This is a genomic window from Microcoleus sp. B7-D4 (assembly GCF_036705125.1).
Lineage (GTDB): Bacteria > Cyanobacteriota > Cyanobacteriia > Cyanobacteriales > Microcoleaceae > Microcoleus.
This window is the reverse complement of record NZ_JAUBTT010000001.1, coordinates 167,642-184,232: the sequence shown is the minus strand read 5'-3', so window position 1 is coordinate 184,232 and position 16,591 is coordinate 167,642. Positions and strand designations below refer to the sequence as shown.

Annotated in this window: 15 protein-coding genes; 10 read left to right on the top strand and 5 right to left on the bottom strand. The window is 44.5% G+C overall.

The features are described 5' to 3' along the window. The 4 genes from QUB12_RS00800 to QUB12_RS00785 form a co-directional block, all read left to right on the top strand. The coding region (locus QUB12_RS00800; RefSeq protein WP_333305014.1) for a tyrosine-type recombinase/integrase at positions 1-468 on the top strand (468 nt) is incomplete at its 5' end. A gap of 202 nt (positions 469-670) precedes the next feature. Beyond that, on the top strand, positions 671-1,594 hold the full coding sequence (locus tag QUB12_RS00795) for a GIY-YIG nuclease family protein (protein ID WP_333305011.1): 924 nt from the start codon (positions 671-673) through the stop codon (positions 1,592-1,594). Between the two features lie 56 nt (positions 1,595-1,650). Continuing rightward, the gene (locus tag QUB12_RS00790) at positions 1,651-1,911 is read left to right on the top strand and encodes a hypothetical protein (RefSeq protein ID WP_333305009.1); all 261 of its coding nucleotides are present in this window, start codon (positions 1,651-1,653) and stop codon (positions 1,909-1,911) included. Between the two features lie 87 nt (positions 1,912-1,998). After that, positions 1,999-7,263: a hypothetical protein gene (locus QUB12_RS00785; protein ID WP_333305007.1), complete on the top strand. Its 5,265-nt coding sequence runs from the start codon at positions 1,999-2,001 to the stop codon at positions 7,261-7,263. A gap of 1,007 nt (positions 7,264-8,270) precedes the next feature. Here the strand turns inward: QUB12_RS00785 and QUB12_RS00780 are convergent. Further along, positions 8,271-8,480 (bottom strand): nucleotidyltransferase domain-containing protein, encoded by a 210-nt coding sequence (locus tag QUB12_RS00780; RefSeq protein WP_333305004.1) that lies wholly within the window; start codon positions 8,478-8,480, stop codon positions 8,271-8,273. A gap of 152 nt (positions 8,481-8,632) precedes the next feature. On the opposite strand from QUB12_RS00780, the gene QUB12_RS00775 reads away from it, so the two are divergent. The 4 genes from QUB12_RS00775 to QUB12_RS00760 all read left to right on the top strand — a co-directional run bounded on the left by QUB12_RS00775 (position 8,633) and on the right by QUB12_RS00760 (position 12,693). Continuing rightward, positions 8,633-9,196: a GNAT family N-acetyltransferase gene (locus QUB12_RS00775; RefSeq protein WP_333305002.1), complete on the top strand. Its 564-nt coding sequence runs from the start codon at positions 8,633-8,635 to the stop codon at positions 9,194-9,196. A 439-nt stretch (positions 9,197-9,635) separates the two neighbouring features. Continuing rightward, the gene (locus tag QUB12_RS00770; RefSeq protein WP_333305000.1) at positions 9,636-10,628 is read left to right on the top strand and encodes a hypothetical protein; all 993 of its coding nucleotides are present in this window, start codon (positions 9,636-9,638) and stop codon (positions 10,626-10,628) included. A gap of 369 nt (positions 10,629-10,997) precedes the next feature. After that, on the top strand, positions 10,998-11,348 hold the full coding sequence (locus tag QUB12_RS00765; protein ID WP_333304997.1) for a hypothetical protein: 351 nt from the start codon (positions 10,998-11,000) through the stop codon (positions 11,346-11,348). A 262-nt stretch (positions 11,349-11,610) separates the two neighbouring features. After that, positions 11,611-12,693 carry an AbiTii domain-containing protein gene (locus QUB12_RS00760; RefSeq protein ID WP_333304995.1) on the top strand — a complete coding sequence of 361 codons (1,083 nt, stop codon included), beginning with the start codon at positions 11,611-11,613 and terminating at the stop codon, positions 12,691-12,693. Positions 12,694-12,730: 37 nt separating this feature from the next. Here QUB12_RS00760 and QUB12_RS00755 read toward each other — a convergent pair whose 3' ends face one another. From QUB12_RS00755 to QUB12_RS00745, 3 genes are all read right to left on the bottom strand, one after another. Further along, positions 12,731-13,651, bottom strand: a complete 921-nt coding sequence (locus QUB12_RS00755) for a hypothetical protein (RefSeq protein WP_333304993.1) — start codon at positions 13,649-13,651, stop codon at positions 12,731-12,733. A gap of 1 nt (position 13,652) precedes the next feature. Beyond that, on the bottom strand, positions 13,653-14,102 hold the full coding sequence (locus QUB12_RS00750) for a hypothetical protein (protein ID WP_333304991.1): 450 nt from the start codon (positions 14,100-14,102) through the stop codon (positions 13,653-13,655). A 150-nt stretch (positions 14,103-14,252) separates the two neighbouring features. Next, the gene (locus QUB12_RS00745; RefSeq protein WP_333304989.1) at positions 14,253-14,564 is read right to left on the bottom strand and encodes a hypothetical protein; all 312 of its coding nucleotides are present in this window, start codon (positions 14,562-14,564) and stop codon (positions 14,253-14,255) included. A gap of 248 nt (positions 14,565-14,812) precedes the next feature. Between QUB12_RS00745 and QUB12_RS00740 the strand changes: the two genes are divergently transcribed. Both QUB12_RS00740 and QUB12_RS00735 read left to right on the top strand, forming a co-directional pair. Then, the gene (locus QUB12_RS00740; protein ID WP_333304987.1) at positions 14,813-15,130 is read left to right on the top strand and encodes a hypothetical protein; all 318 of its coding nucleotides are present in this window, start codon (positions 14,813-14,815) and stop codon (positions 15,128-15,130) included. Positions 15,131-15,196: 66 nt separating this feature from the next. Beyond that, the gene (locus QUB12_RS00735) at positions 15,197-15,562 is read left to right on the top strand and encodes an HNH endonuclease (RefSeq protein ID WP_333054114.1); all 366 of its coding nucleotides are present in this window, start codon (positions 15,197-15,199) and stop codon (positions 15,560-15,562) included. Here the strand turns inward: QUB12_RS00735 and QUB12_RS00730 are convergent. Then, positions 15,525-16,379: a 3'-5' exonuclease gene (locus QUB12_RS00730; RefSeq protein ID WP_333054113.1), complete on the bottom strand. Its 855-nt coding sequence runs from the start codon at positions 16,377-16,379 to the stop codon at positions 15,525-15,527. The genes QUB12_RS00735 and QUB12_RS00730 overlap by 38 nt on opposite strands. Positions 16,380-16,591: the final 212 nt, after the last annotated feature.

Below are 16,591 nucleotides of genomic sequence, written 5' to 3'. Positions count from 1 at the left end.
GGCACCCGCACTATCCCGATCATTCAAGAGTTGAGGCTGCTGTTAGAAACCTACAAACATCCCTCACACCCCTACCTGTTCCCCAGCCGCCATCTCAATCACCGCTGGAAACACGCAAACCCGGAAGCCGCCTCTCACCTGTTCCAAGAAGCCTGCGAACGAGTTGGCATCATCGGCGCTTCCACCCACAGCCTCAGAAGGTCAGCACTCACTCAGATGAGCAACGCGGGTATCCCATTGCGGATTATTCAAGAAATCAGCGGCCACCGCAACTTAGAACAGTTGCAGAAATACTTAGAAGTGCGTCCCGACCAAGTAAGGGGGGCCGTCTCTGCACTCTCTACCCTTTCCTACGTCAGGAAAATCATATATCCTGACATAGCTCCCCCAACCCCAGAAAATCCGTTGCCCACTCACCAACTGTCACAAGCCCAATCCGACGCGACTGAAGAAATTCCAGACTGGTGACGAGCAATTTTAGATTTTAGATTTTAGATTTTAGATTTTAGATTTTAGATTTTAGATTTGGGATGCAAGGATTAAAGTCACGCATCAAGAGCCGATCGCTTTCTTTCCCCCGGCAGAAGCCCTAACCCCTGGATTTGTTAGAATCGTTGGTCATGTGGAGCGGGTGCATCTCCAAAACCTGCTTTTAGGAGAACTTTTGACAATGTGGCTAAAATTTGGTGTTGCTCTCAGCGGCGAACTGACGAGCATTGATGAGGTTGTGCGGGGAAAAACTCAGCTAACTTGTCTCTACTGCGGTGGCGGATTGACAGCGAAAAAGGGCTCGGTGAAAGAACATCACTTCGCGCACACCGGGGACACTTGCAAGCCCGTGTCGCAGCGGATTAAAACCAAAGCTTTCCCATCGCTGCCCCTTTACGACAACTTCACCATCCAGCTAAAGGGTGAGGAATTGGAACAGTTGAAGGTGCTGTGGAAAGAGTACGGCGCACAGGATTACGGTATTCCCAAAGACTTGGTAAACTTTCGGTGGGAACTCAAAGGATTGGTGGAATCAGAGGGCGATCGCACTTATCAGTTTACCGACTTGGGTAAAATCCCAGTGGGTGCGCTTCCCCTGGTGTTGTTCAACAAAGTCCAGGAACCCCTGCTGCTGTCAGAGTTAATGAAGTTAGAAGGCTCTGTAGAGATTGCTGAAGCTGCGGGGTTATCCTGCTTAGAAGAACGGCGGGCTGATTTGCTGATTTATCGAGCACAGCTTCGTCGGATTCTGGTGAACTCGCTCTATTTTTTGGAGGTCAAAGCGGATGGCAACATTTTCTACAAGATTGGCGTTACTACCCGATCGATCGAGGAACGAATCGCGGAAGTGCAGCGGGATGTGAAAGCGCATTACTCGGATGTGGTTGTTAATTTGCTGGGATTGTGGGAACACCGGGGGAATGTGGAACTGTACTTCAAACATCGGTACAAAGCGTTTAATTACCGCATTGGGAAACTAACGGAGTATTTTGTGTTTCCGAACGTCAAGGCGGTGCTACAAGATTTGTATGGAATGGAGGCAAAGATGTTGAGTGAGGTTGAGGTGGATGTTTTCAGCTTGCGCTACTTCCCCGAAATCAAATAACCCATCTTGTGCTGGTAAGATTTGTTAGGCAATGATGCCATTTTCTTTCTTCGTGGATGCTGGCGCGTAATTGGCGAGAATCTGGATTGGATTTGTCAAGTTTGACGATCGCTAGTCCAGTTTCGTTTGAAGAAGAGGATACTGAGCTTGTGGAGTTGGCGATCGCTCCTGAATATGAGGATAAATACTCATTCGTCCGTACCAGTAGCGCTCCTGCTGATTTGATGGACAGACCGGGGATGGTTATTAGAGAATGGGAGAATATGGATTTTTATGAGCGAATTCAGGCTGACCCTACTTATATAGATAGAATTTAGGTTGGGGATTTTTTCTACGAGGCGTTGATAGCCGCCTTTTAAGTCCAAAGGGGAAACAAACTTTTATAGGAAAAGTTAGGATTAGGCATGGTCAATAGCGAAACAACAAGCCCGACTGTAACATCCTCCGAACTCAGCCTGCTCTCTCAGTTAGATGAGTTAAGGAGTGCTTGGCAGGAATTTTATCCTAAGCAAGCAGAGGGTGGTTTACTGGCTTTGAGCGGATTCGATCACCAATTTCTGTTGACACTGCTGAAAATTGTTCGTCAATGGAAAGAAGCTTCAAAAGCCGAGCGCAAAGACCCGAATACAGCTCATGAAATTCTCGCTGAAGCCATTTCAGACATTACTGAAGCAGGTACAGTTGTTACTCTGACACAAGTCAAACAAACTCTTTCCGACAGTGCAGTTTATAAAGCGCTTAAAGAATTTTGGTTGATTTTTAACCTAGCCTCTAAACATACACCTAACTTACTAGAACACTTACGTTTTGTAATCTCTGGTAAGTTTGAGGGTAACAGAAATACCAGTGACATTATTCAGGGATGGGGGACTAAAACGAAAAAAAAAGACTCCCAAAAAATTGGTGAATTTAAAGCCCGTGTCAGTTATGAGCTTGTTTCCGACCCAAGAACCGACTTAACGACTGAGTTAGAAAATCTTTCACGGGATGAGAATACAGAAACAACTATTGGACGATGGTTGGGCTATCTTCTTCAACTGGGTTCAGGCTTATCTCCTGAACGTATAAGCACTCTTATATGGCGAGAACTTATAAATGACACAAGCTTAGAAGCGTTTCGAGCAACACAGGCAAGATTATTAAGCCGATCGCGCTATCGACTTCATGCTATTCGACATACACTCGGTGGCAGTCTGTCTCTACCCAGGACAGATTTACTGTCACAGCTACAAGCATCTGTACTCACGAAGCGGATAACCCTTCTCATCGGGTCATCGGGATCTGGAAAATCAGCACTTTGTAAGCTGGGTATGCAAACAAGTTTTCAAGATTATACGCGCTTATTTCTCCATCCCTCTGATATTATTTCCTTGACAGAAACCCCAGACTCCACATCTAGCCGAGATACAAGACGTATTGATGAACTCTTAACAGCTCAGGTAATTGAGAAGCCCATCATCATCATAGATGACCTGAGTGATGTCGATGATCAAAGCTTTGATTGTGTACTTAACCTTCTTCAAAATGCTTTGGCTAGCGAGACATCAACGGATGTGCGTTTCCTTCTCGTGGCGCATCTAGATGCTGAACGCCGAGTTCGTGACAAAATTGATGCTCGACTTGGCGCAGAACTTTCTATTGATGTTGTTAAGTTACCACAACTACCTATTAACGATCTTCAGTCATCTCATACTTTACCAGCCGGCGTTGCTAGTCTTGTTCAACGCGCTGATGAGTTTGGGCCTGCCTTGAACCTTAAGCTTCTTGACTGGCTGATTAGTAGCGTTGAGCAGGATGATATCAATACTTCAGCCTTCCAAAATGACCTAGACCTGCTTGCTTGGTTCTGGCACTCTCATGTAAACAATGGACGCGATGGCAGTGAAGAAGGTCGTGCGCTAATTAGGACAGCCATTTCATTAGCCAATAAATTTACTCCTGATCTGTCTCTCTATGACTCTGAGATTGATTCCAAAGTTCTAGATACCTTGGTGCGGCGAGACTGTCTTCGAGTTGCAGAGGAAAAAGTAGCTGTCACACACCGTTTTGTAGGAGACTGTGCCAGGTTTCGCTACCTTCTGGGGAAACGTCGCGAACTAGATGTCAGTAAGCTTGCAACGAAGCTGAGAAATCCTCTTTGGTCTCAGCCAGTGCGCTGGTTTGCTTTGTATCTTGCGATGAAATCAGAAGAGAGTGAAACATGGCAGGAATTGCTTCAAGAGGCAAAGGAAGGTAATCATTTACAGCTTATTGACTTACTTCTCGATGGCGCGATATTGAGCAGACAGCCAAGTTCAGTTCTCCAAGGCTGTTCCGGCGAACACCTTCCTTTTTTCATCAAGCATCTCATCTCTCGTCTTCTAGCGATCGCAACTTTTCCAAATCCAGCCCTTGCAGGAATCTCTGAATCTACGTCTGCGGGCACAAGGCTGGTCATACAGGAGCAGATAACGGGAATTCCAAAAGCGCATTTGTGGGAACCTGTGTGGCGATGGCTCTTATCTCAAAATCCAGAGACTGTAATCGAGGAATCTTGTTTAGTTTTCAGAGTGGCTGAGGCTTGGCTGAACTGGGGAATATTTGCAGAAAAATTTTCTTTCCGCGTTGAGGTTGCAGAGTTTGTCCTTAACTTGCTGCAAAGAATATTGCTGCCCGATCCCGATCCACCCGATCCTGTACCAGAAGCGCGAGTAGACAGTTGGGAAGACCTAAACCAGATAATCGAGCTAAGACAGAAAGGAGCGTTACCCTTCCCTGTCCATAAAAAGCAATACTATTTACGTGATTTTTCATCAAATGCTTTTGCCTGTATAGTGTTTGCGCTCAAGATTATTCCAGAACGTTCAGCCTGGTTTTTGAAAGTTTTGGCAGGACGAGAGATTACACCAGCAAATAGATTAGAAGCAACTGAAGCCTCTTTTTCTTTCACTAGACATGGTGTAGGCGTGCTTGAGCCTCCACATCCAAAAGGGTCATCAGGGCGGGTTGATCGTCAGTTCCGCAAATTCATGCTTAAGCAAGGAGGTAGATATCTCAATTTTGTAGTTCGTGTCAATCCACAACTAGGTGCTGAATTACTTTTAGCTCTGACTATTTCACCGCCTGGTTATCGCTATGAGTTCGAGCGCTCCTCTGAAAAGTTAGATGACGATCTTGGAACAGAAGGCTCTGATGATCTTGATGTCTGTACATTCAAGTTTTCCGCAATTCTTTATCTGCTTCAAATAGATGAATCTCTTGCAGTTGATGTTATTGCAAGCCTTTGTAATGTAGCCACAGATTATTGGCATGAGCATCGCTGGGCAAAGAACAAACTGGAGGGTATGCCAGAAACTGATACTGATGGCGTAACTTTGCTTATTGGCGAGAACAGAAAAGACTTCAAAGGTGGTCGTCATGCTTTGTACTGGCATCGCAAGTATCCTTGGTCTCCAGATATTGTCGCTTGTTTCTTAATGACGCTAGAGGGATGGCTCTACAGTCGTCCGACTAAAGCAGCACTCGAACGTTCTATATCAATTATCTTTGAGCATGCTGACACTGTTGCAATGCTTGGGGTACTCATTTCGCTGGCTAAATGCGATCCCAATCTTTTGAAAGGTTCCTTACTACCTCTACAGTCGTCATTACAACTTTGGGTATGGTTAGAGTTTGAATTAATTGATCGGGGACAAGATTTTGCATTCGATTTTGGGAAGGCATGGAGCCGACTGTCAAACGAGGAATCTCAAGAGTTAGCTGAATTTCATCAGTTATCTCACAGAAAAATTCCCCTTTTAGAGAAGATAGCACTCCCAATGTGGCTAGAGAGAGACATTCCTTTTGATGCAACATCTCAGATTTTGGCAGACTGGGATAATCACCAACTTAATTTTATTCCAGCGGTCAGTCGCTATCGTGCATTAAAAATCCGAGCTTGGTTTGAGGGCAACAACTGGCTGTCGGAAAAGGATGAACATGGAACTAGAAGCTTTGGCTTCGTCGGTACTCTACCTGAAGATCCTGAAGTTGATGCTCAAGCCGAATCTGCAATTTGGAATCTTCAGCATTTCCAAATCGTAATGATGTGCCGAAAAATTGTAGATGGTGAGTTGCAAAAGACACCAGAACTACATAGGGAGTTTGTTACTCTTCTAACCAGTGAAGAACAGCTTTCTTCTCTACAAGAACGCTTGGTAAAGAAAGCTTTTATCGATACAATTTGGGCAACCATTGCTGTTACTCTAGAGTTTCCTATTGATAATCTCAACCCAGAACTGGAGAACTACATCACTGATTATGCTAGTGATTTTTCTAATCTACCGATAAGTTTAGATGACGGCAGTCGTTGTCAGAATTATAATATGGATGCTGAAGCTTTTCTCGCTCATGCAGCCCCTAAATTACTGCGAAGATGCAAATCTGAAACCTTACTTCGAGCATCTGCTTTCCGTTGCCTTATTGGTGTCCGCAATTGCAATACATCTGCTTTTATGAGTTCATGGATAAAAGAATATGGGCTTGTTCACCCTCTCACCCAAGAACTCATCAATATTGCACCCCGAATAGCCCGCCTCCTTTTCCTGACTTATGCAGTACCCTATGCTGAAGAAATAAGCAAACGAGAAGAGCCTCAAATTGAAGAGGCATGGTCTAGTTTGCAAAAGGATTTTGAAGAGAAAAAAAATTCAGGAATTTCTATAAGTGATGTTTTTCAATGGATTCCAGAAATACTTATCCAACCTCTGCAACAACAACCTCGCTGCTTACACAATTACTTGGATTGGGATTTTTTAGCAGCAGCTTTGATTCCGGTGCTAGAAGCAAAGCCAGATAGCGAGATAGAGCTGGATTTAATCAGTTTATTACGCGAGCAAGTGCTTTTTGCTTTGTTGCACGAAAGGGCAACAGTTTATGTAGATAACAAAGCAGAGCAAGAAGAGGATGGAGATGATTCTGTAGAAACACAACTTTATTCAGCTCAATCTCAAATAATACATACAATAGTAAAATCCAATTCTACCGAATTTGCTACAGGAATTAATGTAATTCTCCAGGTTTTAAAAACAGTTGAACTGGTAGATTGCATTGTTTTAGGTGAGGTTATAGATACTTTAAGTTACTGCATTGTTGAGGAAAATTCTTCGGATATAATTGACCACTCATTTAGAAAATACACAGCTTGTACAGTGGGAGAATATCTGTTTGGCCTTAGAAACCAGCAGGAGCCAAATCTGCGATTCTTCGGTAGTGTCAGAGATATTTGGGAAAAATTGATTGACCTGCTGTGGCAATGGTCTAAGAAAAATCTTCAGTATGCAACTCAAGCAGATCAATGGCTTATGGAGTTTTTAGAGCGTTTTCAAGAAGTATTACTTCCTGATTGGTGGTTGAGAACAAAATTGTACCGTGTTGGCAAATCAACGAATTATAGACTCTTCCGACTTTTACTTTTCAAAATGCTAATCCAAAACCCCGAACTCTTACCCCGTAGCAGAAATGACGAAAGTGAACTTTTAGTTCAACTTCTTGCTGAACTCTGGGATTCAGATCGCAGTTGGATAATAGATAGACAACCTCGACCTAGTGACCTGATGACTTTGTTGGGGCAGTTACAGGAAATTGACGCGCTAGGAGCAACAAGACTAGGGGATGAGATAGCTAATTCCTTAGCACATGGCTCTGATTGAACCAAGTATTGAATGCAGATTAGGTTGAAGAAAGCGACAAGGTGGTCAATACTTGCTTTGTAAATAACTAAATGGCGATCGCACTGAACACATTTCCTGCCTGTGATAGAAAATTTACCATTAGGCTCTCTCATTTTGGTGGGGCTGGTGAGGGATGTTGAACTCAAGCATTTCCCCAAGCGATCACATATCTCAACACGCTTAGCCTGCGCTTTGGGCAGTCGGATTTCCTTGTCGCAGAACGCCTGTCTGCTGATGTTGGCCTCAGATACTCAATCGGGATCTGCGATCGCAAATTGCACCTTTTTCCCCGGCTTGCCCAAACTGCGTGCCAGTCGCGCAATGTGATACGACAACTAGGAACCAGTTCCTCCCGCACTTCTTTGTCTGAAAACATTCTAACCGATTCGTGTTTTCACCTTCTTATTAGAAGAATCGCTGTTTTTAGGAAGTGCTTTTTCTTTCGGTATTCTTTATTTGGGAAAGCCCAGCGAAAAGCTGCCTACAACTGTCCTGAACCCGCAGTGAATTCAGTAACGCTTACAAGGCAGGCTTCCAGTAAATGCAGTCGATGTGCACTTCGCGAGCAGAATACCCAATCGATCGTCCAGGGGCTTTGAAGTCTCTCAGTCCTCCGTTCCACCTCCTTCTGTGGCGAATAAAGAGGCTTGGAGTGAACCACGGGGCGCTTTTACGGTCATCAGAAATTCTTGGGAAAAACGCTGCTGCCAGGAACGCGAAGGTTTGATAGTGCTCAACTCACGTATCTCCTAGCTCCTGTAAAATCTGTTCTACTGTTATTTTCAGCGGAGGTAAATTATTCTGTACGATCGCCCAAACTAGGTTCAGCGACACTCGGAAATATTCATTGCATCTAATATATCTTGCAGCCGTTCCGCTTCCCGCCTCATAGTGGTACAGCCTCCTGCAAAACGCGCTCGCGAATCCGTTCTTTGAGCATATCGACTGTGGCGATATCAACCTTACGATTGAGTAGTTGTTCCAAATCAAGCAATAGCCCACCTGGAAACCAAGGCGTGATTTTCTCGCTTGTCGTAATCCACTAACAAATCAATATCGCTTTCTGGGGTCGCTTCGCCCCGCGCTACAGAACCGAATACGCGCACGTTGTAGGCTCCGTGCTTTTGGGCAATGGCGAGAATTTGCGATCGCTCATAATACAGTAATTCTTGAATGCCTAATCCTGTTTTTTCCATCAAGCCCTCCTCAACAGGGGTCATTGTTAGTTAATCAGCGAAAGTAGCTTAAATCTTTAAGCATTCAAAGCCAAGCTATCAGACATTGTAGAGTATTGTATTATGCTCTCATAAGCTTTCAGAGTTAACAGGAGTTCATGTGGGAATGCAAATTGAACCCTACGACCCTCACCACCAAGATGGCAGTCATTCGTCTTTCGCCAAGAGCATGGACTCCGGTCTTTGATTCGATTCAGAAGGCGATGAACGCTGATGTGTACCAGGCGTTCTATCCGAATCATTGGCGCGTGAGCCAGCAAAAAGCTGTCGAGGATGTCTGTGCTGCGGAAGACACGAATGTATGGGTTGCGATCGATGCAGGTTCTACTGTGGGCTTTGTAGCCGTGAAACTACACGTTTGGGACTGCATGGGTGAAATCTACATGGTTGCTGTCGATCCAGACTTTCAAGGTCAAGGGATTGGCACCGCTTTGATAGAATTTGCTCCCTGTTGGATGAAAGATGCGGGGATGTCTATTGCTATGGTTGAGACTGGGGGCGATCCCGGTCATGAAAGAGCCCGCCACACCTATGAAAAGGTGGGCTTTGAGCTATTCCCAGTCGCCAGATACTTCAAGAAGCTCGGTAGTGCAGATGTTAAGTCTCAAGGTTTACTTGGTTATAGAGGGGCGATCGCGATCGCCCAATCGAGTCATGTTTGGTTTCACGTTATCTAGTGATTTATAAGCAAGGACGTGACAGGCTCAACCCAACCTACAGCGAGGGGCGATCGAACTGAGCGTCCCCAGCATGGTTATGAATTGATTAAAGAGCTTCCTGGTCAAAACGCTGAAGGTTGACCGTAGCTGAGAGCCTTTCACAACGAAGAAGCTTCTCTAATTGATTGATGCTAATGAACCTGCCTCCCCATCTAGTTTTTTAATGTCTCTGTATAGGCATACCACACCTGAAGATATCTAGAGGAATTCTACCGATCCACCTGATTTAGAGTGATATAGAGAAAGATTTTGCCGATCCACCCTGTTTCGGAGGATAGACAGAATCGTTCAGCCCCTTATATAGTTATGCGACACGGGAGCATATCCCCAATTGCGTGCCGGACAGTGTACACATCTACCCATTTAATATAGAGGATATAGCTTTAGGAACGAGATTGTGGAATTCAAAGAACGCACCCTAATGACAATTGCGGACATGATCTGCGGAAATTCCGAGGCAGAGGCCTTTTTCGTTTATCGCAAGAGTAGCTATCTAACGCAATTCTTTCAGGATTGCGCTACTGAGTTTGTGCATGACGGCTCCACGCGCCACTATTGGGTCGCTAATACTCTTCGGCAGATTTTTGCCGAGCCACATCCAAACGCTCAAACGCCACCAGCGACGTTTTTGCGCGTCATACAAGCATTGATGGACTCAGCAGATGCAGTGAACGAAGGCAGTGATAGACCGGGTGCGCTAGCTCTACTCAATAACGCCTTGGCGCGTGAAGGTTTTGAGGCCTTCTACGCTGAAGATAGGCAGTGCTATTTGCGACATATTGCGACCAAAAAAATTGTATCGGCTGCCACTGACCCGCACCGTCCGTTCTCGCCCTCTGAGCTTAAGAGAAGAGCGCTACTACTCGCCTACTTAGAAACAGCATCGGAGGATGAACTCATCGAGGAGGTTCTACTGCCCCTATTCCGTCAATTGGGATTCCATCGCATTACAGCCGCTGGTCACAAAGACAAGGCACTGGAGTACGGCAAGGATGTGTGGATGAAATTTATCCTCCCGACACAACACGTTCTCTATTTCGGTATCCAAGCGAAGAAGGACAAGATTGATTCTTCAGGCGTTACCAAATCGGGCAATGCCAATGTGGCTGAGATCCACAACCAAGTCATGATGATGCTGGGTCACGAGATTTTCGACCCTGAGATTGGAAAGCGTGTTCTTGTAGATCACGCCTTCATTGTTGCTGGTGGGGAAATCACCAAAGCTGCTCGGAACTGGATCGGTAACAAGCTTGATGCCTCAAAACGCAGTCAGATCCTTTTCATGGACAGGGACGATATTCTGAATCTTTATGTCGTTACGAACCTACCACTCCCACAAGGGGCGACACCTGAAGCTCCCGTTGCTGAAGATGATAAACTACCTTTTTAGTCTCTCTCAAGAAAGAAAACAATGAAAGTGCCGTATAGCAATTCACTTGCAGCGGACTGCTGAAAGCTGCTAGCGGTAGTGCAGAGGTGACTTGTTGAAGATTGATTTCGCGATCGCCTCGTATCCTTCAATTTATTCCTGTAGAAAGAAGAAAGTCTTAGAACTGCCTACTAAAACACGAGCCAATCGTCTACCAATTTGAAGCATTTGAATTTTTTCACTTTGCAGATGCGGAATGCTAGGGAATTTAAGCTGCAAACAATCAGAGGGGATTTGTTGTGAAATCTCGAAGACTGCAATCAGTTCCGCGATCGCCACCAACCCGAATTTGCGAGAAACTAAACCCAGACAAAACCCCACACCCCCGCCATGCCCAAGAGCCCTGAGTGCGATCGCTGTCTCCTCTACGGCCGCAACCCACACCTCGTCTGTGCCGTGCATCCCGCAGGCCCCAACACCGACACTTGCTTAGACTTTCGAGAAGACCCCAACGCCGCATTGGAGGAATTGTGGGAACCTGAAGGCGCGAGCTACTACAACGGCGAACTCATCCTGCAACCCCGTCAGCGATGGACTTTGGAACAGCAGCTAGAGCTTTTGGATACGCACCCACTGTTTACCGGCCGGTGTCCCCGGTGCGAACTCCCGTTCCCTAAGTACGAAATCCCCCCGGTGCATTGGGATTGCGCCGAGTGCGGGTGGGTGGATGACTCGGTGTGAGAGCTGCTGGGACTAGGCGGTCGTTAGTTTTATTGGCTGCTGGGCGATGGGAATTGAGCCGGGGAAATTGGCTCTGCTGCTGTCACTTAAGGAAGAAGGAAAAGGGCTGCTAATTCTAAATTTGCGATCTTCGCTTCCCAGTCTTTAGTACAGTAGTGCAGCAAACCGCAACAAATGAGTTCGGTTAACCAGAAACAAACTGCTTCTGGAGAAATTAGAATTTACTAGACACCGTTTTTGTTTATTTAATTATTAATTAAAAGTGAGTTTACTTCGAGAAATTCAGGAAAATACCTGCAATCCAGCTTTGAAAGCATCAAATATTTTACGTCAGTGTAAAATTTTAGCAGCAAGATTGGAATACCAGCCATTAAAAATCTGGTTGGATAGCGAGCTAAATGGATATCCATCTCATATTTCTTTACCTGAATATAGAATTATCACAGGAATTTTATTTGAAGGGGATTTTACCAATGGAGCTTGGCTTTATAAAAACTATGTTTTTAATATATCGAAAGATTTGCTAGATTCTAGTGGCTCAGGAATAGATATTTCTCAAATAAATACTATCTATCTCCGCCAAAATATCAGTGCTTTGGAAAGCCTGATCCGTACTGATGAATCAAATTTAAAACTCGCTTTACCAGGTAATATAGCTCTTATTCTAGGACAATTTGTAGAAAACTTAGAATCGAGTTACCATTGCATAAGTGCTGCGCGGCTTATAAATGTTAGCACTATAGTAAGTATATTGGATGTTGTAAAAAGTAAAATTCTAGATTTTACTTTACAGATAGAAGCAGAAAATCCAAAGGCAGGCGATGTACAAATTGGTGACAAGCCAATCCCAGATAGCACTTTAAATATGGTTTTTAACAATACTATCTTTAGCCACAGAGGTGATAATATAAGTTACAATGGCGATGGTTGTGTAATTACTGAGGAAAATATGTCAGATTCTAAATACGATCAGCGTGGAGCTAATTTCTCTGAAGGCGATTATATCGACCAAAAAGGCTCGTCGATAGGGATTGGTGTTAATAAAGGAGGAGTCCAAGCTGAGAAGATAGCAGGAACCATCAATGAAGCTCAAAACGATAGCCTGCAACTGATAGAGTTGCTGCGCCAGCAAATCGAAGCTCTAGATAACCAAGAAGTACGTCGTGAAGCATTGGAACATTTGGATGACTTGGCAACTGAGATTCAATCTTCAGCCCCAAAGCCATCGAGGATCAAAGCTTTTTCGAGCGCGCTGTGGAATGTAGTTAAAGATATTTCACTGGTTGCTAATGCCGTAACTGCACTAGCAGAAAGATTTGGCGTCCACTTGTTACCTTTACGATAGGCGATCGCTTTGAGGCAAAACCCAGAGGAGCTAGTGCTTAGTGATGTTCTTGCCGGACTTCAGATTCCTGCCAATCTTGAATAGCCCTGACAATAAAAACACCTACTGGGTTATCAATGGCTTTTTCAAAAACGACCAGACCCCTTTCATTGGCAGCGTCGATCGCTCGCTGTTTCCAAGTTGGATCGCTCTCTATACGCTCGATAGCTTTTGCTGCTACTGCCATCTTTTCTGCTGTGGTACGGGGAGGGTTGGTTTGAGACAGTTGCTCCAGGAGTTGGCGAATCTCTGCGGCTGCCTCGACTAGATTTTGTTTCTCGGCTTCGTTGATAGTTCCAGCTAACTTCTCTGTATTGATTTCTCCATGATTGACTCCAACGCCTATTGAAGATTTGCTTTGATCGATATTCATTTCATTCATGATTGCTCCTAAATTATCTCCATAATTATTGCCGTAAACATGAAAAATTAACTTGGCATCTTCACCGTCTCCCAAATTAATCTGCAAGTCGGTTAGGTAATTTTCAATATAATAAATAAATGGCTTAACTATACTGTGGTTAAATTTATTTACTACATCTTGTTTTTTGCTGCTGGAATAGTCACCTTCTACAAGCCAAGCTAAATGCCAGTACCCATCGTGGTTGTTGTCATAAAATTTTTCCAATCCATACTGAAGAAGTTGATGGGTAAAACTTATCTCATCATCAGGCGATTCATCAGGAACTTTATATTCTGTTTTTAATGAATCAAAACATATAGGTTGGATATCTGATTTTGTATGGTTATTTCTCAGAAAATCACTAATGATTAAGTTTCGATCGATAAAGTTCACAAATCTTTTAAGGTTTTGCATTCCAGCATCTGGTGTCGTATGTATAAGGCGGTTAGCATACATTCTAAAGTCAAACGATATTTTCTTGAGTTCGTTCTTGCTGATTTTAATATCTATCTCCATTTCATCTCACTCCACAACAAGGACAGTAAACACCAATTACCTTATTTAGAGGTCGGGTTTTAACAGTTACTTGACAGCAAACAAGTGTAGTTATCTCTAGTTCTTCTTGTTCAAATAATATCTTTTCTGCTTCGAGTTTTGGTAGTTTACCAGCTTTGAAATTCACAAACTTATTTCTTTTGGTGCTTTTCTCTAAATCTTTCACCCACTGATTGAGTAACGACTTTGCATAGTTGCTAGCAATAATTTGGGCTTGTTCGATAACCTCATCTCTTAAAAACTGATTGTGTTGGTCTCGCAGTCCGCAGTATGGACAAAATATTTCGATGATATCTTCCCTTTGAAAGTCTTCTACTGTCAGTTTAAATCTATCATCACAAAAAGGACATTGAAGCGTAATAAATCCATCATTATCACTAGGAACCTTTATTTGAAAAGCTACATCAGCCATATTGTTTTACCCCTACAGTGGCACTAAGACCATTTCCAAAGGAAGTAACCAAGCAAATCGCGATCACTTCACACATCCTCATCACCCCTCCTCATCCTTCCACCCGCAGCCGGGATGGGGACAATCCCCCGCAGCGGTATCCTTAAATTATCAGCTACGCAAAAACGCTCGTTCGACACCCCACCTGAAAGTGCAGCCGACCAATCCCCCAACAAACACCCAGAACGCGCATTGAGGCAGCACGGTTAACAAGACAAGCTCATGCGGCCAGGATTGCCATAAACGAAACATTATTGCGGCGATCGCGGCTAGTAAAGCTATTTTGCCAGCAGTTGCTTCATCGGTTAGCCACCCCGATATCACTGCCATCCCGCAGGCGATCGCCAGTTCGACCGACAGCACGAAATTCAAGATGTTGGTGGTGTTGGTGAGGAAATTGTGCAACAAAGTTAGTGAATTCATTGGGTTGATTTTTTAGACTACTCCCCAATCTAGCAAGCTTAACAGAAGTTGTGTAGCCACTGCTTTTCAAGTTTCCTCACCAACGCTCGTCATCCCAGGAATCACAAACTAAAAAACCCAGGGGTCGCCGGGACTGTGTGCGATCGTCAAGCGAGTTTCTACTGCTGTGTACTTTGTGTGCTCTGACTTGGCGATCGCTCAAGAGTCAAACAAGCGTGAAATGATGGCGAGGCACTAAGAAATATGGAATGCAGAGAATGACTGACTGGTCGCTCGAACAAATCAATTTGCTGGACACCGACTACGCCGACATCCTCGCCCACAGCAGCCATACCCAATTCGAGCTGCAACTGGTAAAATCGGGCATTAACCCATCAGAAGTCCGCATCACAACGAACTTCATCACTCTGGTGCGCCAAAAACCCAATACTTCCGAACAGTGGGCAGCTTTAACCGAGGCTTGGGAAGTAGCTTGCGAGTATGAGCCCACCGTTGAAGATTTTCGCTTATTGGCAGAATTCCTGTGGGAGAATCAAGACAGTGTTGAAGTTGACATTGACTGCTGATAATTTTGAATTAAATTTACTTAACAGAGCGATCCCCATATTTTGAAAAGATGAGCTTTTACCGCTATGCCTAAACCCAAGAGGTATCCCGACAATTGGCAACAAATTGCGCTCTCGGTGAAAGAAAAGGCGGGCTGGCGTTGTGCTAAGTGCCATCAACAATGCCTCCGACCCGGTAAACTCCGACCCGGTAAACCGAGTGGCTTAACCAAATCTGAACGTTGTGCCTTAACTTTGACGGTACACCACCGCAATCGGATACCAGAAGACAACCGCCCAGAAAACTTAATTGCTCTGTGTACCGCGTGTCACCTGTCCTACCACAATCGCGGTCAGTCCAACGTATCGCCAGGACAATTATCCCTGTTTCCTGATGATGCGATCGATTGGGATATCATCGCTTCTTTTGGGGAATTGGCACAGGGCAATTGATTTGATCCGAATCTGCTGCCATCCGCTTCATTAATTTGAGAGCAGCCGTGCAATCTCCCAATGCTCGGTGTCCGCCATTTAGGGGAACATACCGATAATATGAGTGATAATAACTCCAGTTTCCGGCCCATTGTGCTACCCATTCCATCAAGCATTCGGAGCGTTCTTTTAAATTGAGAATTGGCAAGCCGTGCAAATAGCAACAGTAATTCAATATTTTAATATCGAATTCGGCATTGTATATCAAAATCCGTTTATCTTTAAGGACTTCAACAATGCGGGGATAGACTTCAGGGAAGGTAGCAGCATCGGCTACCATTGCATCGCTAATGCCGTGAATATTTGTTACTTCTGCGGGGATGGGAATTGAGGGTTTGATGAGGGTATCAAGCAAGGTTTTTTCAGTGCGATCGATAATTGCTATCTCTACAATTTCAGCATCGTATAGCCCCGTTGTTTCAGTATCCAGAATCACCCAATCGTTCTGGCTTAATTGCTCCCTTGCCCAAAGAACAGCACTCACCCTATCTCTTTCGATAAAACCAACTTCCCGATACCACTCTTGATAATCCCGCTTGATTTTGGCTTTGAGACGATTAGCGGCTAAAGTTTCTAATTGTTTGGGAGATGGCTTTCTTTTGGGTCGGCAGGATTCAGGATTAGTCGAATCGTAGAGGAACACGTCGTATTTTCGGGTTGGGATAACGCCGGAAGGTTTCAGAGGCGATAAACCCAATTCACCCAACTGCTTTTTAGTTTTCAGGTGCGGTGGCGACTCGTTGGATTCACCCCACCAACTGTATTTGGTTAGTTCCATATTTGATAGCCCAATATCAAAACAGCACATTCCAAATATAACTCGATTTGTAGCCTTTAAAAACCCACACACCAGCTCATAAAGCAAGTGAAATCGCAAGAAAAAACCCCCAGATTGGGGGATGAGTCGCCCGCTGCAAAACTAAACGACAATCTAATTATTTTATCAAAGAAGCGTCACGGCCTGCGAATGGAAACAACTAATCCCGCTTC

Bases quoted from the DNA above. Each gene is read 5' to 3' on its own strand.
- QUB12_RS00795 (WP_333305011.1), top strand. From the start codon at position 671: ATGTGGCTAAAATTTGGTGTTGCTCTCAGCGGCGAACTGACGAGCATT.
- QUB12_RS00790 (WP_333305009.1), top strand. From the start codon at position 1,651: ATGCTGGCGCGTAATTGGCGAGAATCTGGATTGGATTTGTCAAGTTTG.
- QUB12_RS00785 (WP_333305007.1), top strand. From the start codon at position 1,999: ATGGTCAATAGCGAAACAACAAGCCCGACTGTAACATCCTCCGAACTC.
- QUB12_RS00780 (WP_333305004.1), bottom strand. From the start codon at position 8,480: ATGGAAAAAACAGGATTAGGCATTCAAGAATTACTGTATTATGAGCGA.
- QUB12_RS00765 (WP_333304997.1), top strand. From the start codon at position 10,998: ATGCCCAAGAGCCCTGAGTGCGATCGCTGTCTCCTCTACGGCCGCAAC.
- QUB12_RS00755 (WP_333304993.1), bottom strand. From the start codon at position 13,651: ATGGAGATAGATATTAAAATCAGCAAGAACGAACTCAAGAAAATATCG.
- QUB12_RS00750 (WP_333304991.1), bottom strand. From the start codon at position 14,102: ATGGCTGATGTAGCTTTTCAAATAAAGGTTCCTAGTGATAATGATGGA.
- QUB12_RS00745 (WP_333304989.1), bottom strand. From the start codon at position 14,564: ATGAATTCACTAACTTTGTTGCACAATTTCCTCACCAACACCACCAAC.
- QUB12_RS00740 (WP_333304987.1), top strand. From the start codon at position 14,813: ATGCAGAGAATGACTGACTGGTCGCTCGAACAAATCAATTTGCTGGAC.
- QUB12_RS00735 (WP_333054114.1), top strand. From the start codon at position 15,197: ATGCCTAAACCCAAGAGGTATCCCGACAATTGGCAACAAATTGCGCTC.
- QUB12_RS00730 (WP_333054113.1), bottom strand. From the start codon at position 16,379: ATGGAACTAACCAAATACAGTTGGTGGGGTGAATCCAACGAGTCGCCA.